Annotated in this window: 20 protein-coding genes; 11 read left to right on the forward strand and 9 right to left on the reverse strand. The window is 50.7% G+C overall.

The window, feature by feature from the left end:
• Window positions 1–80 precede the first annotated feature (80 nt).
• Window positions 81–1145 (forward strand): 23S rRNA (adenine(2503)-C(2))-methyltransferase RlmN, encoded by a 1065-nt coding sequence (rlmN, locus tag WBM30_RS02640; RefSeq protein ID WP_321379524.1) that lies wholly within the window; start codon window positions 81–83, stop codon window positions 1143–1145.
• A gap of 289 nt (window positions 1146–1434) precedes the next feature.
• On the opposite strand, the gene WBM30_RS02645 is transcribed toward rlmN, so the two are convergent.
• The gene (locus WBM30_RS02645) at window positions 1435–1770 is read right to left on the reverse strand and encodes a hypothetical protein (RefSeq protein WP_321379521.1); all 336 of its coding nucleotides are present in this window, start codon (window positions 1768–1770) and stop codon (window positions 1435–1437) included.
• Window positions 1771–1905: 135 nt separating this feature from the next.
• Here WBM30_RS02645 and WBM30_RS02650 point away from each other — a divergent pair, with 135 nt between their 5' ends.
• The gene (locus WBM30_RS02650; protein WP_424899241.1) at window positions 1906–2772 is read left to right on the forward strand and encodes a DegV family protein; all 867 of its coding nucleotides are present in this window, start codon (window positions 1906–1908) and stop codon (window positions 2770–2772) included.
• Between the two features lie 55 nt (window positions 2773–2827).
• Here WBM30_RS02650 and WBM30_RS02655 read toward each other — a convergent pair whose 3' ends face one another.
• On the reverse strand, window positions 2828–5218 hold the full coding sequence (locus WBM30_RS02655; protein ID WP_424899242.1) for an AAA family ATPase: 2391 nt from the start codon (window positions 5216–5218) through the stop codon (window positions 2828–2830).
• A gap of 236 nt (window positions 5219–5454) precedes the next feature.
• Between WBM30_RS02655 and pfkB the strand changes: the two genes are divergently transcribed.
• Window positions 5455–6369 (forward strand): 1-phosphofructokinase, encoded by a 915-nt coding sequence (pfkB, locus tag WBM30_RS02660; RefSeq protein WP_424899243.1) that lies wholly within the window; start codon window positions 5455–5457, stop codon window positions 6367–6369.
• 104 nt (window positions 6370–6473) lie between these two features.
• On the opposite strand, the gene budA is transcribed toward pfkB, so the two are convergent.
• Both budA and trxA read right to left on the reverse strand, forming a co-directional pair.
• Window positions 6474–7187, reverse strand: a complete 714-nt coding sequence (budA, locus tag WBM30_RS02665) for an acetolactate decarboxylase (RefSeq protein WP_424899244.1) — start codon at window positions 7185–7187, stop codon at window positions 6474–6476.
• 169 nt (window positions 7188–7356) lie between these two features.
• Entirely contained in the window at window positions 7357–7671 is a 315-nt protein-coding gene (gene trxA / locus WBM30_RS02670; RefSeq protein WP_424899245.1) for a thioredoxin, read from the reverse strand.
• Between the two features lie 183 nt (window positions 7672–7854).
• On the opposite strand from trxA, the gene WBM30_RS02675 reads away from it, so the two are divergent.
• The 4 genes from WBM30_RS02675 to WBM30_RS02690 all read left to right on the forward strand — a co-directional run bounded on the left by WBM30_RS02675 (window position 7855) and on the right by WBM30_RS02690 (window position 12718).
• The gene (locus WBM30_RS02675) at window positions 7855–8295 is read left to right on the forward strand and encodes a MarR family winged helix-turn-helix transcriptional regulator (RefSeq protein WP_424899246.1); all 441 of its coding nucleotides are present in this window, start codon (window positions 7855–7857) and stop codon (window positions 8293–8295) included.
• 56 nt (window positions 8296–8351) lie between these two features.
• On the forward strand, window positions 8352–10091 hold the full coding sequence (locus WBM30_RS02680; protein WP_424899247.1) for an ABC transporter ATP-binding protein: 1740 nt from the start codon (window positions 8352–8354) through the stop codon (window positions 10089–10091).
• Complete coding sequence (locus WBM30_RS02685; protein ID WP_424899248.1) at window positions 10081–11967, forward strand: ABC transporter ATP-binding protein; 1887 nt, start codon at window positions 10081–10083, stop codon at window positions 11965–11967. Before WBM30_RS02680 ends, WBM30_RS02685 begins: the two co-directional genes overlap by 11 nt.
• Before the next feature lie 94 nt (window positions 11968–12061).
• Window positions 12062–12718, forward strand: coding sequence for a DUF6512 family protein (locus WBM30_RS02690; RefSeq protein ID WP_424899249.1), 657 nt, complete (start codon window positions 12062–12064; stop codon window positions 12716–12718).
• A gap of 118 nt (window positions 12719–12836) precedes the next feature.
• Here the strand turns inward: WBM30_RS02690 and WBM30_RS02695 are convergent, their stop codons facing one another.
• The 3 genes from WBM30_RS02695 to recQ all read right to left on the reverse strand — a co-directional run bounded on the left by WBM30_RS02695 (window position 12837) and on the right by recQ (window position 17962).
• Entirely contained in the window at window positions 12837–13835 is a 999-nt protein-coding gene (locus WBM30_RS02695; protein WP_424899250.1) for an asparaginase, read from the reverse strand.
• Window positions 13836–13886: 51 nt separating this feature from the next.
• The gene (locus WBM30_RS02700; protein WP_424899251.1) at window positions 13887–15545 is read right to left on the reverse strand and encodes a L,D-transpeptidase family protein; all 1659 of its coding nucleotides are present in this window, start codon (window positions 15543–15545) and stop codon (window positions 13887–13889) included.
• 227 nt (window positions 15546–15772) lie between these two features.
• A complete protein-coding gene (gene recQ, locus WBM30_RS02705; protein WP_424899252.1) occupies window positions 15773–17962 on the reverse strand; it encodes a DNA helicase RecQ in 2190 nt (729 codons plus the stop codon).
• 267 nt (window positions 17963–18229) lie between these two features.
• Here recQ and selD point away from each other — a divergent pair, with 267 nt between their 5' ends.
• The 4 genes from selD to WBM30_RS02725 are packed head-to-tail and all read left to right on the forward strand — an operon-like array spanning window position 18230 to window position 21350.
• Window positions 18230–19261: a selenide, water dikinase SelD gene (gene selD, locus WBM30_RS02710; protein ID WP_424899253.1), complete on the forward strand. Its 1032-nt coding sequence runs from the start codon at window positions 18230–18232 to the stop codon at window positions 19259–19261.
• Between the two features lie 43 nt (window positions 19262–19304).
• Window positions 19305–19928, forward strand: coding sequence for a sulfurtransferase-like selenium metabolism protein YedF (yedF, locus tag WBM30_RS02715; RefSeq protein WP_424899254.1), 624 nt, complete (start codon window positions 19305–19307; stop codon window positions 19926–19928).
• Entirely contained in the window at window positions 19925–20197 is a 273-nt protein-coding gene (locus WBM30_RS02720) for a DUF3343 domain-containing protein (protein ID WP_424899255.1), read from the forward strand. Before yedF ends, WBM30_RS02720 begins: the two co-directional genes overlap by 4 nt.
• Window positions 20190–21350, forward strand: a complete 1161-nt coding sequence (locus tag WBM30_RS02725; protein WP_424899256.1) for an aminotransferase class V-fold PLP-dependent enzyme — start codon at window positions 20190–20192, stop codon at window positions 21348–21350. Before WBM30_RS02720 ends, WBM30_RS02725 begins: the two co-directional genes overlap by 8 nt.
• A gap of 58 nt (window positions 21351–21408) precedes the next feature.
• Here the strand turns inward: WBM30_RS02725 and mnmH are convergent, their stop codons facing one another.
• Both mnmH and WBM30_RS02735 read right to left on the reverse strand, forming a co-directional pair.
• Entirely contained in the window at window positions 21409–22458 is a 1050-nt protein-coding gene (mnmH, locus tag WBM30_RS02730) for a tRNA 2-selenouridine(34) synthase MnmH (protein WP_424899258.1), read from the reverse strand.
• Between the two features lie 145 nt (window positions 22459–22603).
• Window positions 22604–24052 (reverse strand): DEAD/DEAH box helicase, encoded by a 1449-nt coding sequence (locus WBM30_RS02735; RefSeq protein WP_424899259.1) that lies wholly within the window; start codon window positions 24050–24052, stop codon window positions 22604–22606.
• Window positions 24053–24077: the final 25 nt, after the last annotated feature.

Here is a 24077-nt window from a genome sequence, read left to right on the forward strand (position 1 = left end):
TTTCAGGAAGTGATTCCCTTTTGAAAAAAATGTGTTATGATATGGATTGAAAATTTGTACGGTAAAGAAAGGAAAGAAAAATGAATACACCTTCTATTTATGGATTGACTTTGGATCAGCTGGAAGCTTGGTTATTGGAAAAAGGCCAAAAAAAATTCCGCGCCCAACAAATCTGGGACTGGCTATATATCAAACGCGTCCTGGACTTTTCGGAAATGACGAACTTGTCAAAAGATTTGGTTGCCCTTCTCTCCGACACCTTCTTGCTGCAGCCCCTGAATCAAGTGGTCGTCCAAGAATCAGCGGACGGCACAACTAAATATCTCTTCCAGCTGGAAGACAAACTGATGATTGAAACCGTCCTGATGCGTCAGGACTACGGCCTGTCCGTCTGCGTTACGACGCAAGTTGGCTGCGATATCGGCTGCACGTTCTGCGCAAGCGGCCTGAAACGGAAACAACGCGATCTGACTGCCGGCGAAATAGTGGCACAAATCATGCAGATCCAGCACTACTTGGATCAAAAAGGTAATGGCGAACGGGTCAGCCACATCGTTGTGATGGGCATCGGCGAACCGTTCGACAACTACGACAATGTCATCGCCTTCCTGAACATCGTCAACCATGCTAAAGGGTTGGCAATCGGTGCGCGTCACATCACCGTTTCCACCAGCGGATTGGCTCCGAAGATCCGGGAATTCGCGGAAAACGGACTGCAAGTCAACTTGGCTTTGTCCCTGCATGCGCCGAACGATGAAATCCGTAGCCGCATGATGCGCATCAACCGTAAACATCCGCTGAAGGAAGTCATGGCTGCCATCGACGAATATCTGGAAAAGACAAACCGCCGCATCACTTTCGAATACATCATGATCTCAGGCGTGAACGACAGACCGGAGCAGGCGCACGAATTGGTCGCCTTGTTGAAGGATAAGCGTCACCTTTCCTACGTGAACCTGATCCCTTACAATCCTGTTGCCGAACACATCAAATACGAACGCAGCACCAAAAAGGATATTTTGGCATTCTATGATATCCTCAAAAAGAACAACATCAACTGCGTCATCCGTAAGGAACACGGCACCGATATTGACGCCGCCTGCGGCCAACTGCGCAGCAAGCATCTGGAAAAAACAGCTAAATAATCAAATTTCAGCAGGGGTTATCTCATTTCATTTTGAGACGACCCCTGTTTTTTGGTTCGTTTCTGCTTTTATTGGTGTTGTTGTCGCCCTTTGATTGGGGTGATCAGCCGAAGTTGTCGAATGCAGGAGATGTATTCGACAATTTTATTGCAGTATGGGACGATATTGTCGAATGGGAGAGGACATTCGCGTATTTTGCGTCTGCATGAGGTGAAATTATCGAATGCTAGAGGTGTATTCGACAATTTGCCCCCCTCCCAGCCAGCAGAACCCCGCTTCCGCTTTTTTATCACTCCTCAGGAGCGGTCTCCTGCATCCAACCTTTGAATCCGCAGTGCGGGCAAGTCAACCGTTTGCCTTGCTTGCCTCCGTTCAACGACAACAGATCCGTCAGGAATTTGATTTTGAATTTGCGCCGGCACTGTGGGCAGACGTATGCATTCACGCGCGAATGGTAGTAGACAATCGCGAACAACGCCGCGATTCCAGCCAAAATCATAAGCGCCAGATAAAAGCCGCCTGCTCTCTCAGCCGCAGGAAAGCCAACCACCAAGAACAGCACATACCCCGCAACCGCAAGCATCGTAACGATATCCGATTTCCGGTTTTTCCCATTTTTTACCATGCCTCATTCTTCCCTTCCTGTTTCTGATTCAATCATAACACTTTTTGGTTGGGCACTAAAAGTGTGGTATATTGGAACCAACAAATTAAGTCCATTGGCAATAACATATTTGACCATTGGAGACGGAGGAATAGTATGAGCAGAGTAATCCTTACGACTGAAAGCGGCGCGGATATCCCCACTGATTTGGCAAAGAAACACAATATCCAGATTGTATCGATGCACGTCATCATGGATGATATCGATCATCTTGATGGATCTTTTCCGGTCACGGATCTGTATGATTATTACGAGCGAACAAAAAAAACGCCTTCCACGACCGCGACCAATCCGAATGAATATACCGCTTTTTTCGAAAAGATCCGCTCTGAGCACCCCGACTGCATCATCGTGCATATCGGCTACACCTCCAAGGCCTCTTCCTCATTCCAGAGTGCCGTGTTGGCGGCGGAAGATTTCGAGAACATCCACCTCATCGATGCCCTAAACGTATCTGGCGGCTTGGCCGCGATCGTGCTTTATGCCGCTGATTTGCTTGAACAGGAGCCGGATATCGCAGTGGAAAAACTGGTTGCCGCCATCAAAGCAGCAGTGCCGCGTACGCACTTCTCGTTCATGCCATCCGGTCTCGAATTCCTGCGGGCAGGCGGCCGCGTCTCCAACGCAGCCTATTTGGGGGCATCGCTCCTGAAAATAAAACCGACGATTGAATTGATCGACGGCAAATTAGTTTCCACAAAAAAATACCGCGGCAAGATGAGCCGCGTCGTTGTCGATTTTTTTGATGACTACCTAAAGACTTACGCCATCGACAACAATAAGCTGTACCTCATCCACTCACTCGGCTTGGATGAAAAAATCATGACCCAAATGGAAAACTACGCGAAGGAAAAAGGTTTCCAAGACGTCACTTGGGTCCAGACCGGCGGCGTCATCACTTCCCATGGCGGTCCCGGCGCTTTCGGGATTTCCGGGATCGAAAAATCAGGAAACACTGAATAAAACAAAAAAACTTCTGCCCTCGGAATAACTCCGTATGCAGAAGTTTTTTATTTGTCTAACTATTCTCTTCGATATCCTCCGGGAGGATCGTGAACAGATCCGCGTCCTCATCTTCGGCCAAGCGGTTGCTTTGATGCAGCTTTGCCTTCTCAAAGAGGCTCCTGGCCGTGCGGGCATTTCCGAAATGGCTGTCGCGCGTCGTATAGGACTGTACAAACCGATTCTTGACTTTCTCCTGGGCTTCTTCCGTCAGCACAAAACCTTGCTGGGTGGCGGCCATGTGGAAGATTTCCGTCAGTTCTTCGCTGTCGTAATCCGGGAAATCGACCGTGTAGGCAATCCGGCTGCGGATGCCGGAGTTCATACTAAGCATCTGTTCCATCTCGCTCGGATAGCCGGCCATGATGACGACCAGTTTGTCGCGGTTGTCCTCCATCTCCTTGATCAGCGTGCTGATGGCTTCATAACCGAAGTCGTTTTCGGAGGCGGAATAGAGGGAATAGGCTTCATCGATGAACAAGACACCGCCATAGGCTTCCTTGATTTTCTCTAATGTCTTAGGTCCGGTCTGGCCGACGTACTGCCCGACCAGATCTTCCCTTGTGACTTCAATCATGTGTCCGCGCTTCAGCACACCGATGGATTTCAGTATTTGGCTGATCAATCGCGCGATGGTTGTCTTGCCTGTGCCGGGGTTCCCCGTGAAGACCATGTGCAAGGATAAGTCGTTCATCGGCTGTCCCATCTTTTCGCGGCGTTTCTCGGCGCGTACGTAATTCATGATCGAGCTGACTTGTTTTTTGACATCCTTCAACCCGACCAGGTTGCGCAGCTGCGCCATCAAATCTTCAATATTATCCCCGAACAGTTGGTTCGGATCAATGCCGAAATCAAGCGGCTCGAGGATGACCAGATCATCCTTCGTCACGGATTTTTCGCTCAGGCGGAAGGCCCGTTCGCGCATCGCTTCTTCCATAATGTTTCGGACGGCCCGGGCATTGGCGAACAGCGGAACCACTTTTTCCTGATTGATTTTGACCCTGAATGCCTGCTCCGCTTCCTCAGTCAACGTATAATGATTATCCTTGGCTTGCGCCTTGGCGATTTCCAACAGTTCCTGATCGGAAAAATCTTCGAAATCGATCTGCATGTTAATCCGGCTCGATAGGCCAGGATTCGATTTCAGCAACTGCTTCATGCCGGTGTCATACCCCGCGAGGATCACGATGAAATCATTGCGATGATCTTCCATTGATTTTATCAAAGTATCAATGGCTTCAGATCCGTAATCAAGCGAATCGCTGTCTGAGGACGCCAAGGAATAGGCTTCATCGATAAAAAGCACGCCGCCCATGGCCGACTCGATAACGGCCTTGGTCTTCTGGGCAGTCTGGCCGACGTAGCCACCGACCAAATCTGATCGATCCACTTCCACTAGCTGACCAGATTCGAGGATGCCCAAAGAATAAAAGATGTCCCCCAAAATCCTGGCGACTGTCGTTTTCCCTGTGCCCGGATTGCCGGAAAAGGCGAAATGATAGGAAGGCTGTTCATTCTTTTCGATTGACAACATGTAGGCCCGCTTTTTGTCGTATTCGACCAGCTTCACGATCCGGTTGATGGTCTCCTTCACTTCCGTCAGACCGATCAGCTCATTCAATTCGGCCAAGGACTCTTCCAAAGAGACTTTGACTTTCCGGTTGGAATGGGTCGCATCCATATGGAAGTAATCCGTTTGTGGACCCCGTCTTGCCAACCTGCTCGATTGCATGGTCGCAATCAGTTTGCCGACTTTTTCAGTGCTGTGCGAAAGCGGCCGTGTCCGTTCCAGTTCCTTGTGGATGCGACGGCATTCGTCGAAACGGCCATGGATATAGTAGGCATAAACACGATCGTATTCAATGGCATCGTCATAACCGTATTTCTCGGACTCTTCGATGGATGCCAAAATCGTTTCCAGTTCCTCTTCCTGTTGCAGGTAGATTTTCGATTTCAAACGCAAAGCCGCAAAGGATTTCGGACTGTGCTTCAGCACTTGATCGACGAGTTCCAGCGCCCGGGGCAGGTCGTTCTTTTCGAATGTCATCTTCGCCAGGACGAGCGCCGCTTCCCAATTAGCGGGGTTGCGGGCGAAGGCAGCTTGCGCGTAGCTCTCCGCTGCCTTGTCGTCGCCGTCTTCCGCATACAGCTTCGCCAGCAGCGTCAAATAGGCATCGCCAGTACCATCCAATTCTACTGCCCGCAAGGCATAAAGCATCGCTTTTTCAAGATTGCGGTTCTTGTAGTGGCTGAGCCCCAGCAGGTAATTCACATGCGGATGATCCGGATGCGTCCGGATGGCTTCCATCAAGACCGGAACGCTGCTCAAGGACATGTTTTTCCTGATGTTGTTCTCGATCCCTTTCAGCCTCTCGTCTATGTTTTCAATTAAGTTCTCGTCTGTCATCCGAAGCTTCTTCCTTCCCGTTCGTATACTCTATTTATCTAATGTGGACCTTTTCATCATGCCCTTTATTTTAGCACAATTACGTCCTTTTTCATGCGTTTATGCTCGTGGCTTTTCCCAATCCTACTGAGGCTTCAGCTTAAAAAGGCTATTTTTTGAGTTTGTTTGCCGACAAGGTTATACTTTGAATGAAAGCAAAAAGAACCGCGCGCCATCCAAGATAGGAGGAGTTCCACATGATTTACACGATCACACTGAATCCGACCATCGATTATATCGTCACTGTCCCCCAATTGGCTTTGGGCCATTCCCATCACATGCAGGATGAACTGATCACTCCGGGCGGGAAAGGCATCATGGTTTCGCGCGTCCTGAAAGCACTCGGAATCCCTTCGATCGCGCTGGGATTCCGCGGAGGCTTCACCGGTGACTTTGTGCGCGACTATATGGAGGAGCTGAATATCCTCAACCAATTCACCGTGATTAAGGAGCGCACCCGCATTAATCTCGTCCTGAAATCGGACCAAGATACCGAAATCAGCGACTACGGTCCCAGCGCAACCGATGAGGAAGTCGCCCGTTTCATGAAAGGTTTCGAGGACATCTCAACGCAGGATTTTGTAGTGATGTCGGGCAGCAAGCTCCCTTCTATGCCGAAGGATTTTTACGAACAGCTGATCCGTTCGCTCCACGAGGAGGGCGTGCCTTTTGCCTGCGACATCACGAAGGATGAATTGCGCAATAGCCTGCAGTATCATCCCTTGGTCGTGAAACCCAACCAGAAGGAAGTCGGCGAATTTTTCGGCCGTACTTTCACCACTTGGCAGGAGGTTATCCCTTACGGCAAGCAGTTGGTTGAATTGGGCGCCCAGCATGCCATTGTTTCCCTTGGCGGCGATGGTGCACTACTCTTCACACCGAATGAAGTCATCTATGCACCGCCATTATCCGGAAAAGTCGCCAATCCGGTCGGAGCCGGAGATTCCATGGTAGCCGGTTTTGTAGGGACTTTTATCCGGACGGGGGACGCTTTAGAAGCTTTCCGGGTAGCCGTAGCAGCTGGAACCGCGACCGCCTTCTCACCGGATATCGCAACCACTAAAGAAATCGAGGCGCAATTGGGCCGCGTTGTTCTGGAAATAATTGAATAGAATACAAAGTTTAAAAGCGTAGGGTAGCCTCTGGAAACCGGGGCTGTCCTACGCTTTTTATTTATCTAAAATGATGTCTAGCGGTCCAAGCCTGCTTTTCTTCCTTAGCCTTCTGCTTCGGCCATTTCTTCCGCTAGATTGTGGTATCCGATTTCTTTGTCCATGAAATCATCGGATTGGACTGCGAAATGTTGCGTGATGCTTTCAATGGTTTGGATTTCGCATTTCGCTTCGTCAACGATGTAATCGAGGATATGACCGCCGAATTTGCGGTCGTCGCTGATGAAATGGCAATGGAAGCCACCTTTGGCTACCCCGTCGAACAATTCCGGCGTGTAGATGCCGATTGCCGTCCCTTGCATATCGTAGGCTTCGAACTCCGGCTGGACACGCGTCGCTTCGATCAGGCGCGGATACGGTTTTTGCTGCTTCGGCACCGCCCGTGTATGCATATATTCGAAATGTCCGGTTATTTTGACGACGGAGAACACATTCCGGCTGCGGACGCGCTTGACGATATCCGACCGGACTTTCCTCAGCGTCATCGGCCGGTCGATGTCGTATTCACGGTCTGGTTGAAAAAAAGTCACCGCAGCATGCGGTGTTGTTTGGGATGGATCGACTTTCGAAATCGAGCCGTCCGCCTTCGCTTGATAGGCGATGCCGTCAAGCAGGATCAGTTCCCCTTCAAAATCATGGAAAGTCCCGATTCCGATATCCCCATGCTTCAATAGTTCTTCAAATGTCAGGGTTCCATCGAATACTCCCGCCATCAGATCCCCCAACGTCTGATGCTGATACAATGTACTTTCACCCATCTGTTTCCGCCCCTTCTGTGCCCTTACGCAATCATTTGTTATTTTGTCTGATCATGATAGCCCATTATATCACAGCGGGAAGCCCGCAAACAATCGCGGCAAACAGAATGTCAGGCGGCAAACAACGAGGGCCGCCCCGAAACGGAACAGCCCCCTCTTCCATACTATATTACGCTAATTTGGTTTCCAGGTAGTCAACCAAAACATCTTTCGGATGGTAGCCTGTAAGTTTTTCCACCGGTTGTCCGTCTTTGAACAATACCATTGTCGGAATACTCATGATACCGAACTGCGAAGCCGTAGCTTGGTTCTCATCGATGTTCAATTTGACGATTTTCACTTTGTTGTCCATCTCTTCTTCGATTTCTTCCAAAACGGGTCCGAGCATGCGGCAAGGTCCGCACCAAGGCGCCCAAAAATCCATCAACGTCAAACCTTCCTGTATTTCACTCTGCCATGTTGTATCTGTTACTTGTGTGCTCATTCTTTATCTATCCTTCCTGTTGCTGTATATTTTTTTCTTTAATTTCTTATCGACAAAACACATTATACCCCACCCGGTATTATTAGTAAATAATAATGTATCGAAAGTAAGCAAGATGATTGACAATCCCTCTTTACAGGCATAATATAGTTAGGGCACGAACTATATGGGTGGTGAAAAATAATGAGCAACACAGACCTGCTGGGATTCCGGATCAGATCGCTTTGGCAACAAATAAAGCGCCTCATGAATAGGCACTTGACCGAAAATGATGGTTATGGCTTGACCGGCATGCAATTCGCAATCGTTTCCTACATCGCCAAAGAATCCGCAGAGCGGGATGTCTTTCAGAAAGATCTCGAGCAGAAGTTCGACATCCGCAAATCGACCGTCACGGGTATCCTGAATACGATGGAAAGGGATGGCTTGCTGCTGCGGGAAACCGTTCCTTACGACGCCAGACTGCGGAAAATGATACTGACGGATAAGGCTTTGCAGGCAAAACAAAATTCGGAACAAGTCATTGAAACCGTGGAGAGCCAATTGTCCAAAGGTTTAACTGAAGAAGAAATCACCACTTTTTTGAGCATTCTCGAAAAAATCTCGAAAAATGCAGAAAGCTGATTGCCTCAACCATTTCAAAAGTCACCCAATCATTATTTACGGAAAGGATTAACGCTATGATAAAAAAACTCATGGGCAGCATACGCGAGTATAAAAAGGATTCGATCCTTGCCCCTATATATGTCACTTTGGAAGTCGTCTTGGAAGTGCTTATCCCCTATCTGATGTCTATGATCATCGATAAAGGGATCGGAGAAGGAGATATGCCCTTCATCATCCGAATCGGTTTGATTCTAATCGTCTCCACGCTCTTTTCATTAGGTTTCGGAGTCCTGTCCGGTTTGCATGCGGCAAAAGCTTCGGCCGGATTCGCCAAAAATATCCGCAAGGACATGTACTACAATATCCAGGATTTCTCATTTTCGAATATCGATCAGTTTTCAACATCCAGTCTGATCACCCGTCTGACAACGGATATCACGAATGTCCAGAACTCTTACCAGATGATTATCCGAATCATGGTCCGGGCGCCGCTTATGCTCGTGTTCTCATTGATGATGGCTTTGAGCATCAACAGTGAACTCGGGATGGTCTTCCTTGGAGCAATTCCGTTCCTTGGCTTCGGTCTATACCTGATCATGTCACAAGCCTTCCCGATTTTCCAGAAAGTGTTCCGCACCTACGACAAGCTGAACCGTGTCGTCCAGGAAAATCTTTATGGCATCCGGGTCGTAAAGTCCTTTGTGCGTGAAGAGCACGAAACCGAGAAATTCAAATCCGTCTCCAAAAAAATCTACACTGATTTCACTAAAGCCGAAAAAATCTTGGCCTTCAACAGCCCTTTGATGCAGTTCACGATGTACGCAAGCATTTTGACGTTGTCTCTATTGGGTGCACGCATGATCGTCTCCGGTTCGATGACGACAGGTCAACTGATGAGTCTGATCACATACGCTTCCCAAATTCTGATGAGTCTGATGATGATTTCGATGGTATTCGTCATGGTCACCATCTCCCGCGCTTCAGCGGAACGGATTGTAGAAGTGCTGAGCGAGGACAGCGACCTGAAGAACAACAGCAACCCAATCACAGTCATTCCTGACGGATCTGTCTCCTTCGAGCAGGTGGACTTCAGTTACACCAATGATCCGAAGAAGCTCGCCTTGAAAAATGTCAGTTTTTTCGTTAAATCAGGGGAAACTGTCGGCATCATCGGCGGTACAGGCAGTGCCAAAACATCCTTGGTCCACCTTATTCCGCGTCTATATGATGCCACTGGTGGTACGGTGAAAGTCGGCGGTATCGATGTGCGTGATTATGATATGCAGACATTGCGTGGCGAAGTTGCTATGGTACTCCAAAAAAACATCCTGTTCTCGGGAACGATTAAAGACAATCTGCGTTGGGGCAATCCTGCCGCTACTGATGAAGAACTGATGCGTGCGGCTCGACAGGCTCAAGCCGATGAATTCATCCAACGTCTTCCTGATGGCTACGACACTTATATTGAAGAAGGCGGCACAAACGTTTCCGGTGGCCAAAGACAACGGCTCTGCATCGCGCGCGCTTTGGTCAAACAACCGAAGATCCTGATTCTCGATGATTCGACCAGCGCTGTGGATACGCGGACGGATTCCTTGATCCGGACCGCTTTCAAGGAAGAAATCCCGAACACCACCAAATTCATCATCGCCCAACGTGTCTCTTCTGTGCAGGATGCCGATAAGATCATCGTGATGGAGAGCGGTAGCATCAATGGTATCGGAACGCACGATGAATTGCTGGCAACAAACACCATTTATCAAGAAGTGTACTATTCACAAACGAAAGGGGGCCAAGTTGCTTATGAAGCCTAATCAACCAAAACGACGCGGAGCCAAAGATGCCGGCAAAACGACAAAACGCCTCCTGTCCTATATCTCCAAAGGTCACAAATTCACCTTTAGCCTTGTATTGATATGTATCCTGGTCAGTGCCCTTGCCAATGTCGCAGGCTCACTTTTCCTGAAGACGCTGATCGATGAGTATATCACGCCTTTACTGGGCGTAACCAATCCAGTCTTCACCAGCATGTACCGCGCAATCGCGATGATGGCCGGCATTTACATGATCGGTGTCGTAGCGACTTATGTCTACAACATCCTGATGGTTTCCATTTCCCAGGGGATCCAGAAAAAAATCCGTGATGAACTGTTCACGCATATGCAGTCCTTGCCGATCAAATATTTCGATACACATGCGCACGGCGACGTCATGAGCCGCTATACCAATGATATCGATACTCTGCGCCAAATGCTGTCGCAAAGTATCCCGATGGCCTTTTCTTCACTGGTCACGATCGTCAGCGTCTTTGCCGCGATGCTCGCAGTCAGCCTGCCGTTGACGCTCATCGTCGCCCTGATGGTCGCCTTGTCGATCACCGTCACGAAAACAATCGGCGGTAAGAGTTCCGTGAACTTCGTCAAGCAGCAGCAGACGCTCGGTAAAGTGAACGGTTATATCGAGGAAATGATGCACGGGCAAAAAGAAGTGAAAGTTTTCGGACGTGAAACGGAATCGAAGGAACGTTTCGACAAACTCAACGACGAGTTGCGCGAGAGCGCGACGAACGCAAACATCTACGCAAATATCCTGATGCCGATCCTGGGGAATCTGGGATTCCTGCAATATGCTTTGATCGCCATGTTCGGAGGAGCCATGGCTGTCGCAGGCATCGGCGGCCTGACCTTGGGGGCGATCGCTTCCTTCCTGCAGTTAAGCCGTTCTTTCACAATGCCGGTCAACCAGATTTCCCAACAAGTTTCATCGATCGTGATGGCTTTAGCGGGTGCTGAGCGGATCTTCGAATTGATGGATGAAAAGCCTGAGTTGGATGAAGGCACCGTCACTTTGGTGAATACAACCATGGTCGGTGATGAAGTGAAGGAAGCCGAAAATCATACCGGACTTTGGGCGTGGAAAGTTCCTCAAGCAGATGGCTCTGTCCGTTATACGCAACTGACCGGTGATGTCCGATTCTTTAACGTCGACTTCTCCTACAATCCCGATAAGCAGATTCTGCATGACATCAGTCTTTATGCCCATCCCGGCGAGAAAGTCGCTTTTGTGGGATCGACGGGTGCCGGCAAAACGACCATCACGAACCTAATCAATCGTTTCTATGATATCCAGGACGGAAAAATCGTTTATGACGGCATCGACATCACAGACATCAAGAAAAATGACCTGCGTCGTTCCTTGGGTATCGTATTGCAGGACACGAACCTCTTTTCCGGAACGATTCTGGAAAACATCCGTTACGGCAATCTGCACGCATCCGATGAAGAAATTTATGCGGCAGCGCGTTTGGCGAATGCCGATGACTTCATCTCCCGTCTGCCGCAAGGCTACCAGACGGTCATTTCCGGAGACGGCGAAGGCCTTTCCCAAGGCCAGAAGCAATTGCTTTCGATTGCCCGTGCGGCTGTTGCCGATCCTCCCGTCATGATACTGGATGAAGCAACTTCCAGCATCGACACGCGGACAGAATCGATCGTGCAGCGCGGCATGGATGCGTTGATGCAAGGACGGACCGTTTTCGTCATCGCCCATCGCTTGTCCACTATCCAAAATGCGGATGTGATCATGCTGATGGAGCAAGGCCAAATCATCGAACGCGGCGATCATGAGAAATTGATCAGCGAACAAGGAAAATATTACCAACTTTATACCGGAGCATTCGAGCTCGAATAAATCTTTTAGAATCAAATCGAAACACCCCACAGAATGGAAGCTCCAATCAGGAACTGCCATTCTGCGGGGTGTTTTTGGCATGCAGCCGAGTTAGATGAAGTCAGGGCCGACGCGTGGTAAAATGATCACGAAAGATACTTCATCCACCAAATTTGTGACGATTGCCCAAGAGAAAGAGGTACTTGCGATGACTGAAAAGAGCGTTTTCCAATCCGATGCATTCGTCACCCGTTCCTTCATTGCAGGCATCCCCTACATTCTGATGTTCGGCGGCCTCTCCCATTTCGCATTCGCATGGTTCGGAGAAGCAAGCTGGGCAGCACCTTTCGTTCCCGTGAACGAAAGTGTCTGGGAACACCTGAAAATGAGTTACTGGTCCACCTTCCTGTGGTTTTTCCTCATTTTCCTCTTTTTCGGTAAAACGCACCGGCTTTCGCCATCCCGCTGGTTGCGGGCGGGGATCGTGTCCATGCTGTTCTGCCCACTCCTCATCGTCACCGGATTCTACACACTCAAAGGCGCTTTCGACATCGAATCCCTTTTCACTGATGGGATGCTATTCTTTATCGGTATCATCAGCGGCCAACTGCTGGCTTCCCGCACCTATCGCTTTGTCGGTCCTGGCCGCCTGTGGCTTGGAATGGTAGCTGTGCTCTGGCTTCTTTTCGCGATTGCCTTTGCGTTATTCAGTTTCCTGCCACCCGCCTTGCCGCTCTTTCTGGATACACCGACCGGAAGCTACGGGTTTTAGATTGCTTAAGGAGGGAGGTTATTCAGGGCAACTGCGTTCAGACCGCCAACAAAAACTAAACTTCCGAAAAATAGAAAAGAGCGTAAAAGCCCTCGCAGAGGATGGCTTTTACGCTCTTTTAATACAGGATATCGTTGCTGATCGTCGTGTAGAACAGTTCCTTGATCATGGCCGGATCCTGGGTCTGGCCCAGAATCCACATCAGTTTGCAAACGACCGCTTCCGTTATCATGTCGTAGGCTTCCAAAATATTGACCCGGGATTTCAGTTCGTGTCCGACTTTGTAGATTTCCATGTCGCTGCCTTCATTAGGAACCTGTGTCGTCATGACAACCGTCTTCCCTTGGCCGATCCAGTGATTGATGACCTCGAAATACCCGTACTCCGGTGCCGAAGGGATGCCCCCCACTCCATAGCTTTCGATAATGATTGCATCGTTCCGCTCAAGCATGTAAGAAAGAATGCCCGAATCCACTCCCGGCGTCAGCTTGAACAACGCGACCTTCGCATCGAGACTTTCATAGAAATGCGGTGCTTGCGCTTTTTCTTTTGTGATGTAAGAAATCACACGTCCATCCTGGATAATGGCCAAATAAGGGTAATTGATGCTGGAAAAAGCTTGGAAGCTCTTGGAATGCGTCTTTCTTGCCCGTGTTCCGAGGATGACCTTCCCATTGAAGACGATCTGGACACCGCTGGCGGAATCGGATGAGGCGTACAGGAAACTGTCGAAGAGATTCGTCTTCGAATCGGTAATTTCCATATTGATTGGTTTTTGGGCACCTGTAATGATGATCGGTTTAGGGGAATCCTGGATCATATAGGACAACGCGGCAGCCGTATAAGCCATCGTGTCGGTTCCATGGGTGACGACAAACCCGTCGTATTGTTCATACTTTCCCCGAATGGTATCCGTCATCAGCACCCAGATATCAGGCGCGATGTTGGTGCTGTCGATATTGCAGATCTGCAAGGTATGGACTTCGCATATTTCTGAAATGCCGGGAATAAAGGCCAATATCTCTTCGGATGTCAGTTGGGGATCGAGCCCATTCGGCGTTATTTTGGAGGCGATCGTACCGCCCGTTCCGATCATTAATATTTTCTTCTTAGTCACACATTCACCTGCTTGTTCATTATTTTTTTCATGGTTTTTCGCGTCTGGTGGTCAATAAACCACGACCGGTGTACCGACAGAATACGTGTTGTAAAGCGTTTGAACTGCATAGTACGGGGTATTGACGCAGCCGTGCGATCCCAAATAAAGATAAAGGTCGCCGCCGAATCCTTGGGTTTGCCAAGAGGCGTCATGCAAGCCGTAAGCATTCCCCAAAAACGGAATCCAATATTGGACAGGTGACTCGTAATCTTCTCCGACCAAGACACTCGGCGATTCCTTGTATGGTTGGATCGCGAACAGTCCTCTCGGCGTCGGCATCGAAGGTCGTCCGGTTATGACCGGAGCATTGACGATCTGTTGGTTGCCGATGTAGGCCCAGACGCGCTGATAGGCGATACTGATGATGATGTAACTGGAGCCGACATAATAGTTGGTGCCGGCATTCGTCCGGAAGGTGCCATCCTGGACCGCCCAATCGGGTCCTGTCGGGTAGGTTGGGACAGGCGGGACAACCGGAGCGGGCGGCGGTTTCGGTACGTATTTCATGAAAGCAACAGCCGTTGTTCCTGGCGCTTGTCCGTCTTTTTGGACCAATTGCATCTGGACGGCGCTAACTTCATAGTCGTATCCTTGTGTTCCTGCCGTTTCGCCATTCTTGGCCCAATCTAACCAGCCTACTCCGGGTACATGGACCTGATAATAGATATCATAATGCGCAGCCAGTTCATCCGTCAACTGCATCTCGATCTGCTCGATGCGTTGACCTGTTCCGGGCAGTCCGGCTTCCAATCCGTCTTGTGTCCATTCAAACCAACCGTTTTCACTTGTGGCGGCGCGATAGGAGACCGATCCCGGATAGGGTTGGGAGTCCAATTTCGCCTGCAAACCTTCCAATGATTGCGAGGAATCCGGGGAACCGCTTTGCGCTGGATTGAGGACCGGCTCCTGCCAGCCCGAATCCGTCAGATAGCTACCGTAGGACAGGACCGGTTCGATGCGTTCGATGAAGCTCTGCTCACGCTTGCCTAAGAAAATCTGTTCCTTATTCATCAGAACGATTTCAACTCCTTCAATCGGATAGCGGAAACCGTCCGTGCCGGCTATCTCGCCGTTCCCGGCCCAGTCCAGCCAACCGAAGCGACTCGTTTGTACCCGGTAATAAAGATCGTATTGGGCGGCTAAAGCACCCGTCAATTTGAATTGCACCGCTTCGATCGCTTCGCCGGTTCCAGTCGTTCCGGCCGTCCCGCCGTTGGAGACATAGCCTGACCAACCGCTGTCCTGACGATAGGTCCGATAAGAAACGCTACCTGCTTCGGCCAAATGGGTCAAGCGCACCTGGATGGCTTCGAGCGGCAAAGCCGCCCCGCCGCTGATTGCGCCTTCCTGGACTTCGGGCTGCCAACCGCTGTCCTGAACAAAAGTCGTATAAGTCAATTCCGCGCTGCCGGCCGTTGCCGGGGATAGCGGGATTTCCTTCGCCCCCGAAAGGGCAGTAACGCTCCTTGTCTGCAGCGCGACATAATCCTTGCCGGTTTCGACAAGAATTCCATCTATATTTATGTACGCTGGATCGTAAAGTTCCAGCAAACTTTGCTGGACAACCAAACCCTTCTCCAACGAGTATGCTGGAGCCGCGATGCGGGCAGGGGCTAATCCGGCAACAATGAACAACCCCAACAGAATATACAAAATGTTCCTTCTCATAATAATCCCTCCCGGCAGGACCGTAAGCGACAAGAAATGGAGCGTACAATCGTAACCGCTCTCTTTCCTCCATTATACCAAACAATACCCCGTAAAAAAAAACACAAGCAGCGCGGATTGCGATTTCTTTACGCAATCCTCCGTCGAGAATACGGAATTCCCGGATAACTGCAAAAAGTTTGGGGCAGCCTCGAAATAAAGCGGCCCCAAACTTTTTCTGATGCATGCTACTGCTCTCTTTTCCGGAAAGCCAGCACCATCCCGATTTGGAAATAGCTGTAGTCGTCGCCCAGCTTTTCCTTGAGCGGTTTCAGGTGCTGATCCTCCGCTTCCTCGATCGCCCTGGCGATGGCCTCGGCCTTTTGATCCGTGACGAAATCCGTCAAACGCATTTCGTAGGCCGACAGTTCGGCCAAATGCCGGAAATGGTTTTCGATTGTCATCCGCGCAAGGCCTCGGATGGCGATGATCTCTTCGACCGTCTTGCCTTCTTGATACAGACGATAGGTTTCCTCAAAGGTGGTACCAGCGTAATTTTTCTGCGCCGGGTTCGGGCGTTTGCCCGTGGTTTCCGGACTGCCTGCTTGCTCTTTCTGCTCCACTATTTTTTTCTGCAGAACCGATTCGGAATCAGGAAATTCCTTCAGATAATCGGAAATGATGCCCATGAATACTTCGCCATATCGCTCCAACTTCGATTCGCCGACCCCGGATAGGCGCAGGAAGGCATCATCATCAGTCGGAAAGTTGCGGGCCATCTCATGCAGCGTGCTGTCCGAAAAGACGATATAGGACGGGATCCCCTGCTCATTCGCCATTTCTGTGCGCACACTGCGCAGACGGTCGAAAAGCTCGGTATCGTACAAGCCGCCTCCGCTCTGTTTGGCGGTGCCCTTGCCGGTCTCGACCGCATAGGACATCCCGACTTTTTTACCTTCCTTCAGGATTTCCAGCGCTTTCGGAGTGACTTGGATCAACGGATACTGATCGCCCGTCACCTGCAGGTATTCATCCGCAATCAATACCCCGATCATTTCGCGGATTTCCCCATCATTATAGGCGCTCATCAGGCCGTATGTCTTCAGCTTATCCAGCCCGAAATCGGTGATGCCCTTCTGTTTGCTCCCAGTCAGGATGCCGATGATTTTCTGGACGCCATAACGTCCGCGCACCCGCACGACGCAGGACAGGATTTTCTGGGCTTCTTCGGTGATGTCTATCTGCTCCGTGCGGCGCAGACAATTGGAGCAGTGTTGGCAATTAAAATCCGCTGTCGTTTCACCGAAATATTCCAAAATGTACCGGCGCAGGCATTGGTTCGTGTAACAATAATTGATCATCTTGTTCAATTTGTTGGTCGCTTCGCTGTCATTCGTCTTGCTGTTCAGCAACTGATTGATGATGATATCCTGCGTCGAAAACAGCAGGATGACACGCGCTTCCTCTCCGTCACGCCCCGCCCTTCCGGCTTCTTGGTAATAGCTTTCGATGTTTTTGGGCATGTTGTAGTGGTAAACGGTCCGCACATTGCTTTTGTCGATCCCCATTCCGAAAGCATTCGTTGCGACCATGATCGGTTTGCGGTCGAACAGGAAATCATCCTGGTTCCGCTGGCGCTCATGTTCCGGCAGCCCGGCATGGTAAAGCGTCACGGCAAAGCCTTTTTGTTCCAATTTCTTCTGGACCGATTCCACATTTTTTCTGGTCGAACAATAGATGATGCTCGCTTCCTTCGGGTTGAGGTCCTTCACGAGGAACTTGAATTTGTCGGCAGGCTTTTCCACGCTGAAGGCCAAATTGCTGCGGTCGAAACCGGTCACCAAGCGGAACGGATTCTGCAGACGCAATTGGACCAGGATATCGTCCTGGACCGGTTCGGTGGCAGTGGCGGTGAAGGCGGCAACCATTGGACGTCTGTCGAACAGATCATACAGCCGGGCCACGCCTTGGTAGGCAGGACGGAAATCGCTGCCCCATTGCGAGATACAGTGGGCCTCATCGACCACCAGCAACGGCACCTTCACAAAGCGCAAAGCATTCATGAATGACTCATTGTCTATCCGTTCCGGCGCGATGTAGAGCAGTTTTAGCTGACCGGAGCGCATGTCGTCCATCAATTGCAGGAACTCTTCTCTGGAGAGCGTGCTGTTCAGGTATGCCGCAGAAATCCCCATTTCCCGCAGGCTGTCTACCTGATCCTTCATCAAGGACACGAGCGGGGATACGACGATCGTCATGCCGTCCAGCAGCAACGCCGGCAGTTGGTAGCAGAGCGATTTCCCTCCGCTCGTTGGCATGATCCCAAGCACGTCTTTCCCTTGCAGGGTGTTCGTGATCAGTTCCTCTTGGCCTTCCCGGAAGCTGTCGTATCCGAAATATTTTTTTAGCGTCGCGTACAGTAATTCTTTATCCTCCACTTGCATCCATCCTTAATTGTTTATCTTTTCTCATTAACCGAATATTTCTGAGCGGTCTTGCCTTCACTCAAGAAAGCAATGGCAAACCATCAGAAATGACCTCCTCATCATATCACATCCGCGGCCTATTTTTCCCGCACAAAAAATATTGCGGTTCTGTCCGATCAGACACTCCACTTATAAAATATGCAGATTATCCGCCTTATGTTTTGACGTGTGGTATATAATTGTAAGGTGAACACGTCATGACCTACAGGAGTGAGAAATATGGAACAGGAATTATCAAATGAACTATTTATCTGCGGGGGGTGCAATGCGAAGATCGGTCCCGGCGTGCTGGGCGATCTGCTCAGCCAGTTTCCGAAACAGGAGAATCCGAATTTTTTGGTCGGTTTCGACTCGTCCGATGATGCCGCGGTGTTCCGCATAGATGCCGAAACGGCCATGATCCAGACGTTGGACTTCTTTCCCGCGATGGTTGCGGATGCCTCGCTTTTTGGGGAAATCGCCGCAGCCAACGCCTTGAGCGATGTATTTGCGATGGGCGGCGAAGTGTTGACCGCCATGAACATCGTCTGCTGGCCCGAAACAAAAAGCACCGATACACTCGGGAAAATTTTGGCTGGCGGCTTCAAGAAAGTCCAGGAGGCAGGAGGCGTGCTGGTCGGCGGACATTCGATCCACGACCCCCAGCCCAAATATGGTCTCTCGGTATTGGGAAAAGTCCATCCCGATCGGATCTACCGGAATGACACGTGCGTCCCTGGCGATGTCCTGCTGCTGACGAAGCCACTGGGGACAGGCATCATCACGACAGCCTATAGCGCCGGTGAAATGGCGCAGGAGGCCTTCGATCAGGCGGTCGACTCGATGACGACGCTGAACCGTTATGCGGCGGAAGTCCTGAAAAAGCATACCGTCCACAGCTGCACGGATATCACCGGCTTCGGCCTGTTGGGGCACCTGTCGGAAATGGTCAGCGACCGCTGTTCCGCGACGATCTACGCCGACAGTGTGCCTTGCCTGAGCGGAGCCTATCAAGGAGCCCAGGAATTCCTGATAACAGCCGGTGGACAACGCAACCGGAATCACTTAGAAGCCGATGTGGATTTTCAGATCGCTGACTATGCGATGGAGGAAATCCTTTTCGATCCGCAGACATCCGGCGGCCTGCTTGTCAGTGTCCCTGTCGAAGAAGCAGCCGCTCTGCTTGCCGAAATCGAAGCATTGGGCCTGCCCTGCGGCATCATCGGCGAAGTGACCGAAAAGGATTCCAAGAAAATCACTGTCGTCCATTGAGCAAATAATGACAAAAATATGATTTAACCAGGAGGAAACGAGCATGAAAAAAATAGATGCAGTCGGACAAGCTTGTCCGATGCCGGTCATTCTGACCAAACGGGCTTTGAAGGAAAGTAACGGTGAGACTGTTCTCATCAGTGTGGACAATGAGATCGCGACGCAGAACCTTGCCAAGATGGCGGAGCAGCTGAAGCTTTCCGTCCAAATCGAAAAAATCAACGATTCCCTTTATGAAGTGCAGCTTTCGGATCCGAACGCCGGCAAAGAAACTCACGTCGCCGAACACCCCGCGCTGCCGGATCAAGCCGCCGACACAGCCGCGCCATCCAGCACAAATTATGTCGTCGTACTGAACAGCGATTTCATCGGCAACGGCAGCGAAGAATTGGGCCGTACACTGATGAAAAGCTTCCTCTTTTCCCTGACGGAGCAGGAAGTCCTGCCCGACAAAGTATTGTGTTACAATGCCGGCGCATTGCTGACGACGGAAGGCTCGGCCGTTTTGGACGACCTCAAAGCGCTGGAGGAAGACGGCGTCGATGTGCTGACTTGCGGCATCTGCGGGGAATTCTACGGCGTGAAGGACAAATTGGCGGTGGGCACTTTCACGAACATGTACCGCATCGTTGAAATCCTGCGCACATCCAAGACCGTATCACCATGATCGACCGCAAACATTACGGCATCGTCGCGTTTCCGACGTCCCAAGCCGCGGCGGCCGCCGAAGCGGTTGTCCTGGATGCCGGTCGGGAATGCCGGTTGATCCCCATGCCGGAACAGATTTCGGCCGGATGCGGCCTTGTGCTGCAGACGCATCTTGCCGAACTGACTGCTGTCCGCTTGTTGCTGTCGGAGCATTCCGTTTCCAATGATGGCTGCTACGAGGTCCGTTTTGAGAACCGGAAAAAATCCGTGGAGGTTTGGCATGACTGAACTCTATTATTTCGACAACAGCGCAACTACGCTGAAGAAGCCGGTTGCGGTGGCTGAAGCTGTCTATCACGCCATCACCGATGGTCAGCTCGGCAACCCGGCCCGGGGAAGCCATACCGTTTCCTTGAACGCATTGCGGTTGACGGAAACGTTGCGCCAAAAAACGGCCGCCCTATTCGGGGTACCGGATGCGGCAAACATCGCCTTTACGGCCAACGCGACCGCCTCGTTGAACATGGTCCTGAAGGGCTTACTGAAGCCGGCAGACCACATCATCACCACTGTGACGGAGCACAACGCTGTCCTGCGTCCGCTTTACCAACTGGAGGAACAGGGCGCTGCCCTGTCCTTTGTCGGCGTCGATACATTTGGCACGCTCCGCTATCCCGATTTCGAACAACTGTTGCGACCCGATACCCGTGCCGTCGTGGTCAACCATGCTTCGAATGTCACCGGCAATGCGCTAGATCTGGAGCGGATCGGCAGCTTCTGCCGGGAGCACGGTCTGATTTTCATCGTCGACGCTTCCCAGAGTGCAGGCATCCTCGCCATCGATATGGTGAAGCAGCACATCGACGTTCTCTGTTTCACCGGACACAAAGGACTCTACGGCCCGCAAGGAACCGGGGGCATCTGCCTCGGCGACAGGCCATTGGCGTTCGTGCCGGTGTTCACCGGCGGCAGCGGCTTCCATTCTTTCGACAAGCATTACCCTGTGCAGATGCCGACCTTGTTCGAGCCGGGCACGCAGAATGTCCATGGCTTGGCGGGCCTTTCCGCCGGTTTGGATTACATCCAGCAAAAAGGCCTGGATACAATCTGCTGGCAACTGCAGGCACTGACTTTCCGCTTCCATGACCAGATCAAGGACATCCCGGGAATCACCCTCTTCGGCAGTTTCGCTGAAAACGTCGAGCGTGCACCTGTCGTTTCGCTGAATCTGGAGGGCTGGTCCTCCGGCGATCTCAGCGATGCGCTCTTCATGGATTACGCAATCGCAGTTCGCCCAGGCGCCCATTGCGCACCGCTCATCCATCAAGCTTTCGGCACAGAAAAAACCGGCATGGTCCGCTTCAGCTTCTCCAGCTTCAACACGATGGAGGAAATCGACTATGCAGCCAAGGCGCTGCGGATTTTGGCGGAAGAAGAATAAAAATAAAACAGAGCATCCACCCCAATCAGGGGCAGCTGCTCTGTTTTGTTTTCTGTGATCAACCGTTACGCTGCTTCATCCATTCCAGAATGGTTTCGGCTGTTGCTGCGGCGTCTTCGTTCCGAAAGGTGGCGGCAAATTCCTTCTTGTTGAAGTTGTAGCGGGGATCATAGTATTTCACCAACAGATCTTCGATGACCGCATCGAAAGCGTGCTGGCGCACCTGCTCCTTGTATCCCTCGACACGCGCTTCGTTCAAATAGGATTTCAATCGGTCCAACGCTGCAAGCAGCTCCGCTTCATTACTGTGGAGATAATCCTTTTTGATTTGTCCGATCCGGTAATCCAACGAGGCTTCGATGTTCAGGTTAAGGCCTTTATACATCGCGTCCACCAAGGAAGGCGGCAATACAGCCTGTCCGATCCGCTTGCTTTCGCCTTCGGTAAAGACGATCAGCGGCTCCTTCCAGCCAGCGGCGCTCTCGACCAACAAACTTTCGAACATTTTTTGGTTGTGCGGCTGTTTCTTCTTAAGGCCGACGCCTCCGAAGACGGACCCTCTGTTGTTGGCGCAGGCTTCCAGATCAAGCACATTGGCTCCACGCTTCTTCAGTTCCTCCAGGATGGCTGTTTTTCCGGTCCCGGTATTGCCGAAAAGGGTCACAAACTGGACCTTTTCGAACAATACTGGGATCAGACTATTGATCGTGCTGCGGTAGTTTTTGTAGCCGCCTTCCATCCGGTAGACATTCATCCCCAAAGATTTTAGCAAGGAAAAAATCGAATTGCTGCGGAATCCTCCCCTGCTGCAGAAGATGACGACTTGGTCGTGGGCCTTCGTGTATTCCTGAAAGAGGCTGAACATTTCCGGCAATCTTGGGGAAATGGTTTGGATGCCGTAGCTTTTAGCATCGTCTATCTTGCCGGCAACGTAAAGCGTCCCCACTGTTTTCCGATCCTCATCATCCAGTACGGGCACGTTTACGGCGCCCGGTATGGTTGACTTCGCAAATTCGGAAGGACTCCTGACATCCACATACAAAATCGATTTGTCTCCGCGTTGTTGTTCTATTTCTTCATATGTTGCGACTGGTTTCAATTGGTTCACCACTTTCTGACTCTTAGTATAGCCTCTGCCGGGTAGGAATGCCACCCGAAATCTTGAGGTGAGTGCATCAAAACGACCCGACAAGCTCCTCGTTTAACGGAGACATGCGGGTCGTTTCATATTCAAGCGTTCAATTTTGTTGCAGCTATTTCTTTGCTTTATGCACTTTTAACGCTTTGCCTTTGACAGTGCGGTTCTGCATTTCGGAAATCACATGCGGCCCTTTGCCGTTCAGGATTTCGATGTAGGTCACGTTTTCCTGGATCGTGATGATGCCGATATCATCCGCATCGACGTCCGGAAGGTTGGTCAGCGTGCCTACGAAATCGATGGCGCGCAGTTTTTTCTTCTTGCCGCCGTTGAAATAAACTTTGGTGATGTCCTTGTTCAATTCCCGGTTGCGTGCCTGTTTGATGACAGGACGTTCCTGCAGTTTCTTTTCGAAAGTCGCTTTATGATGCTGCACGAAGCGGGCGCTCGGCGGATTGATTTCGGTGATGTCCTGCTGAGCGAAGTCTTTCACTGCCTGCCAGCTTCTTTCCTCATTAGGCGTAACCAAGGTCAAGGCTATCCCTGTTTTACCGGCGCGGCCGGTCCTGCCGGTACGGTGGATGAAGCTCTCTTTCTCCTCGGGGACATCATAATTGACGACATGCGTCACGTTATCGACATCGATGCCGCGCGCAGCCACATCCGTAGCAACCAAATAACGCAGCCTGCCTTTGCGGAAATCTTCCATAACGGCTGTGCGGTCATCCTGCACCATCCCGCCGTGCATCTTATCGATCGGCAAACCGGCTTTGCTCAAGAATGTGTACAGTCCGTTTACGGCTTCCTGCGTATTGCAGAAAATGATACAGCTGTCCGGATTCTCAACGGTCAGCAGATCCAATAGTTGCTTGGGTTTGCCCGACTCTTGAACACGGATGAAGGATTGTAGAATCTTCGGCTTGGATGCCTCGTCGCTTTCCATTTTCACCGATACGCGGTCGTGCTTCATATAGAAGCTGGCCAAACGCACCACTTCATTCGGCATGGTCGCGGAGAAGAGCAGTGTTTGTCTTTGTTTCGGAAGGAAATCGATGATGGCTTCCACTTGCTCAATGAAGCCCATATTCAGCATCTCATCCGCTTCATCAAGGACCAGGTAGCGTATCTTGTCAAATTTCATTGTCCCTTTTTGCAGATGATCCAATACCCTGCCCGGAGTGCCGACTACGATATGGCTTTTCTGTCTCAATTCCGATTTTTGCGTATCGAAGGAAGTCTTGCCGAAGACAGCAGTAGCCTTGATCCGCTTCAGCCGTCCGATGTTGGTGATGTCCTCTTTCACCTGCAAAGCCAGCTCCCTTGTCGGAACCAAAATCAGCGCCTGCGGCCGGTTTTCTTCCCAGCTTACGCTTTCGCACAACGGTACGCCAAAACTGACGGTCTTGCCGCTGCCAGTCTGCGATTCAACAATGATATCTTTGCCCTTTAAGGTCATCGGAATGACCTCCTGTTGTACTTGCGTCGGTTTGAAATAACGCAATGCATTTAGTGCCGTAACGATTTCTTCGCTGATTGCGAAGTCTTCAAATGTTGTATAATTCATCTTGTCCTACTTTCACTTTTGATTT

It is taken from the genome of Trichococcus sp. (assembly GCF_049684335.1).
Classification (GTDB): Bacteria; Bacillota; Bacilli; order Lactobacillales; family Aerococcaceae; genus Trichococcus.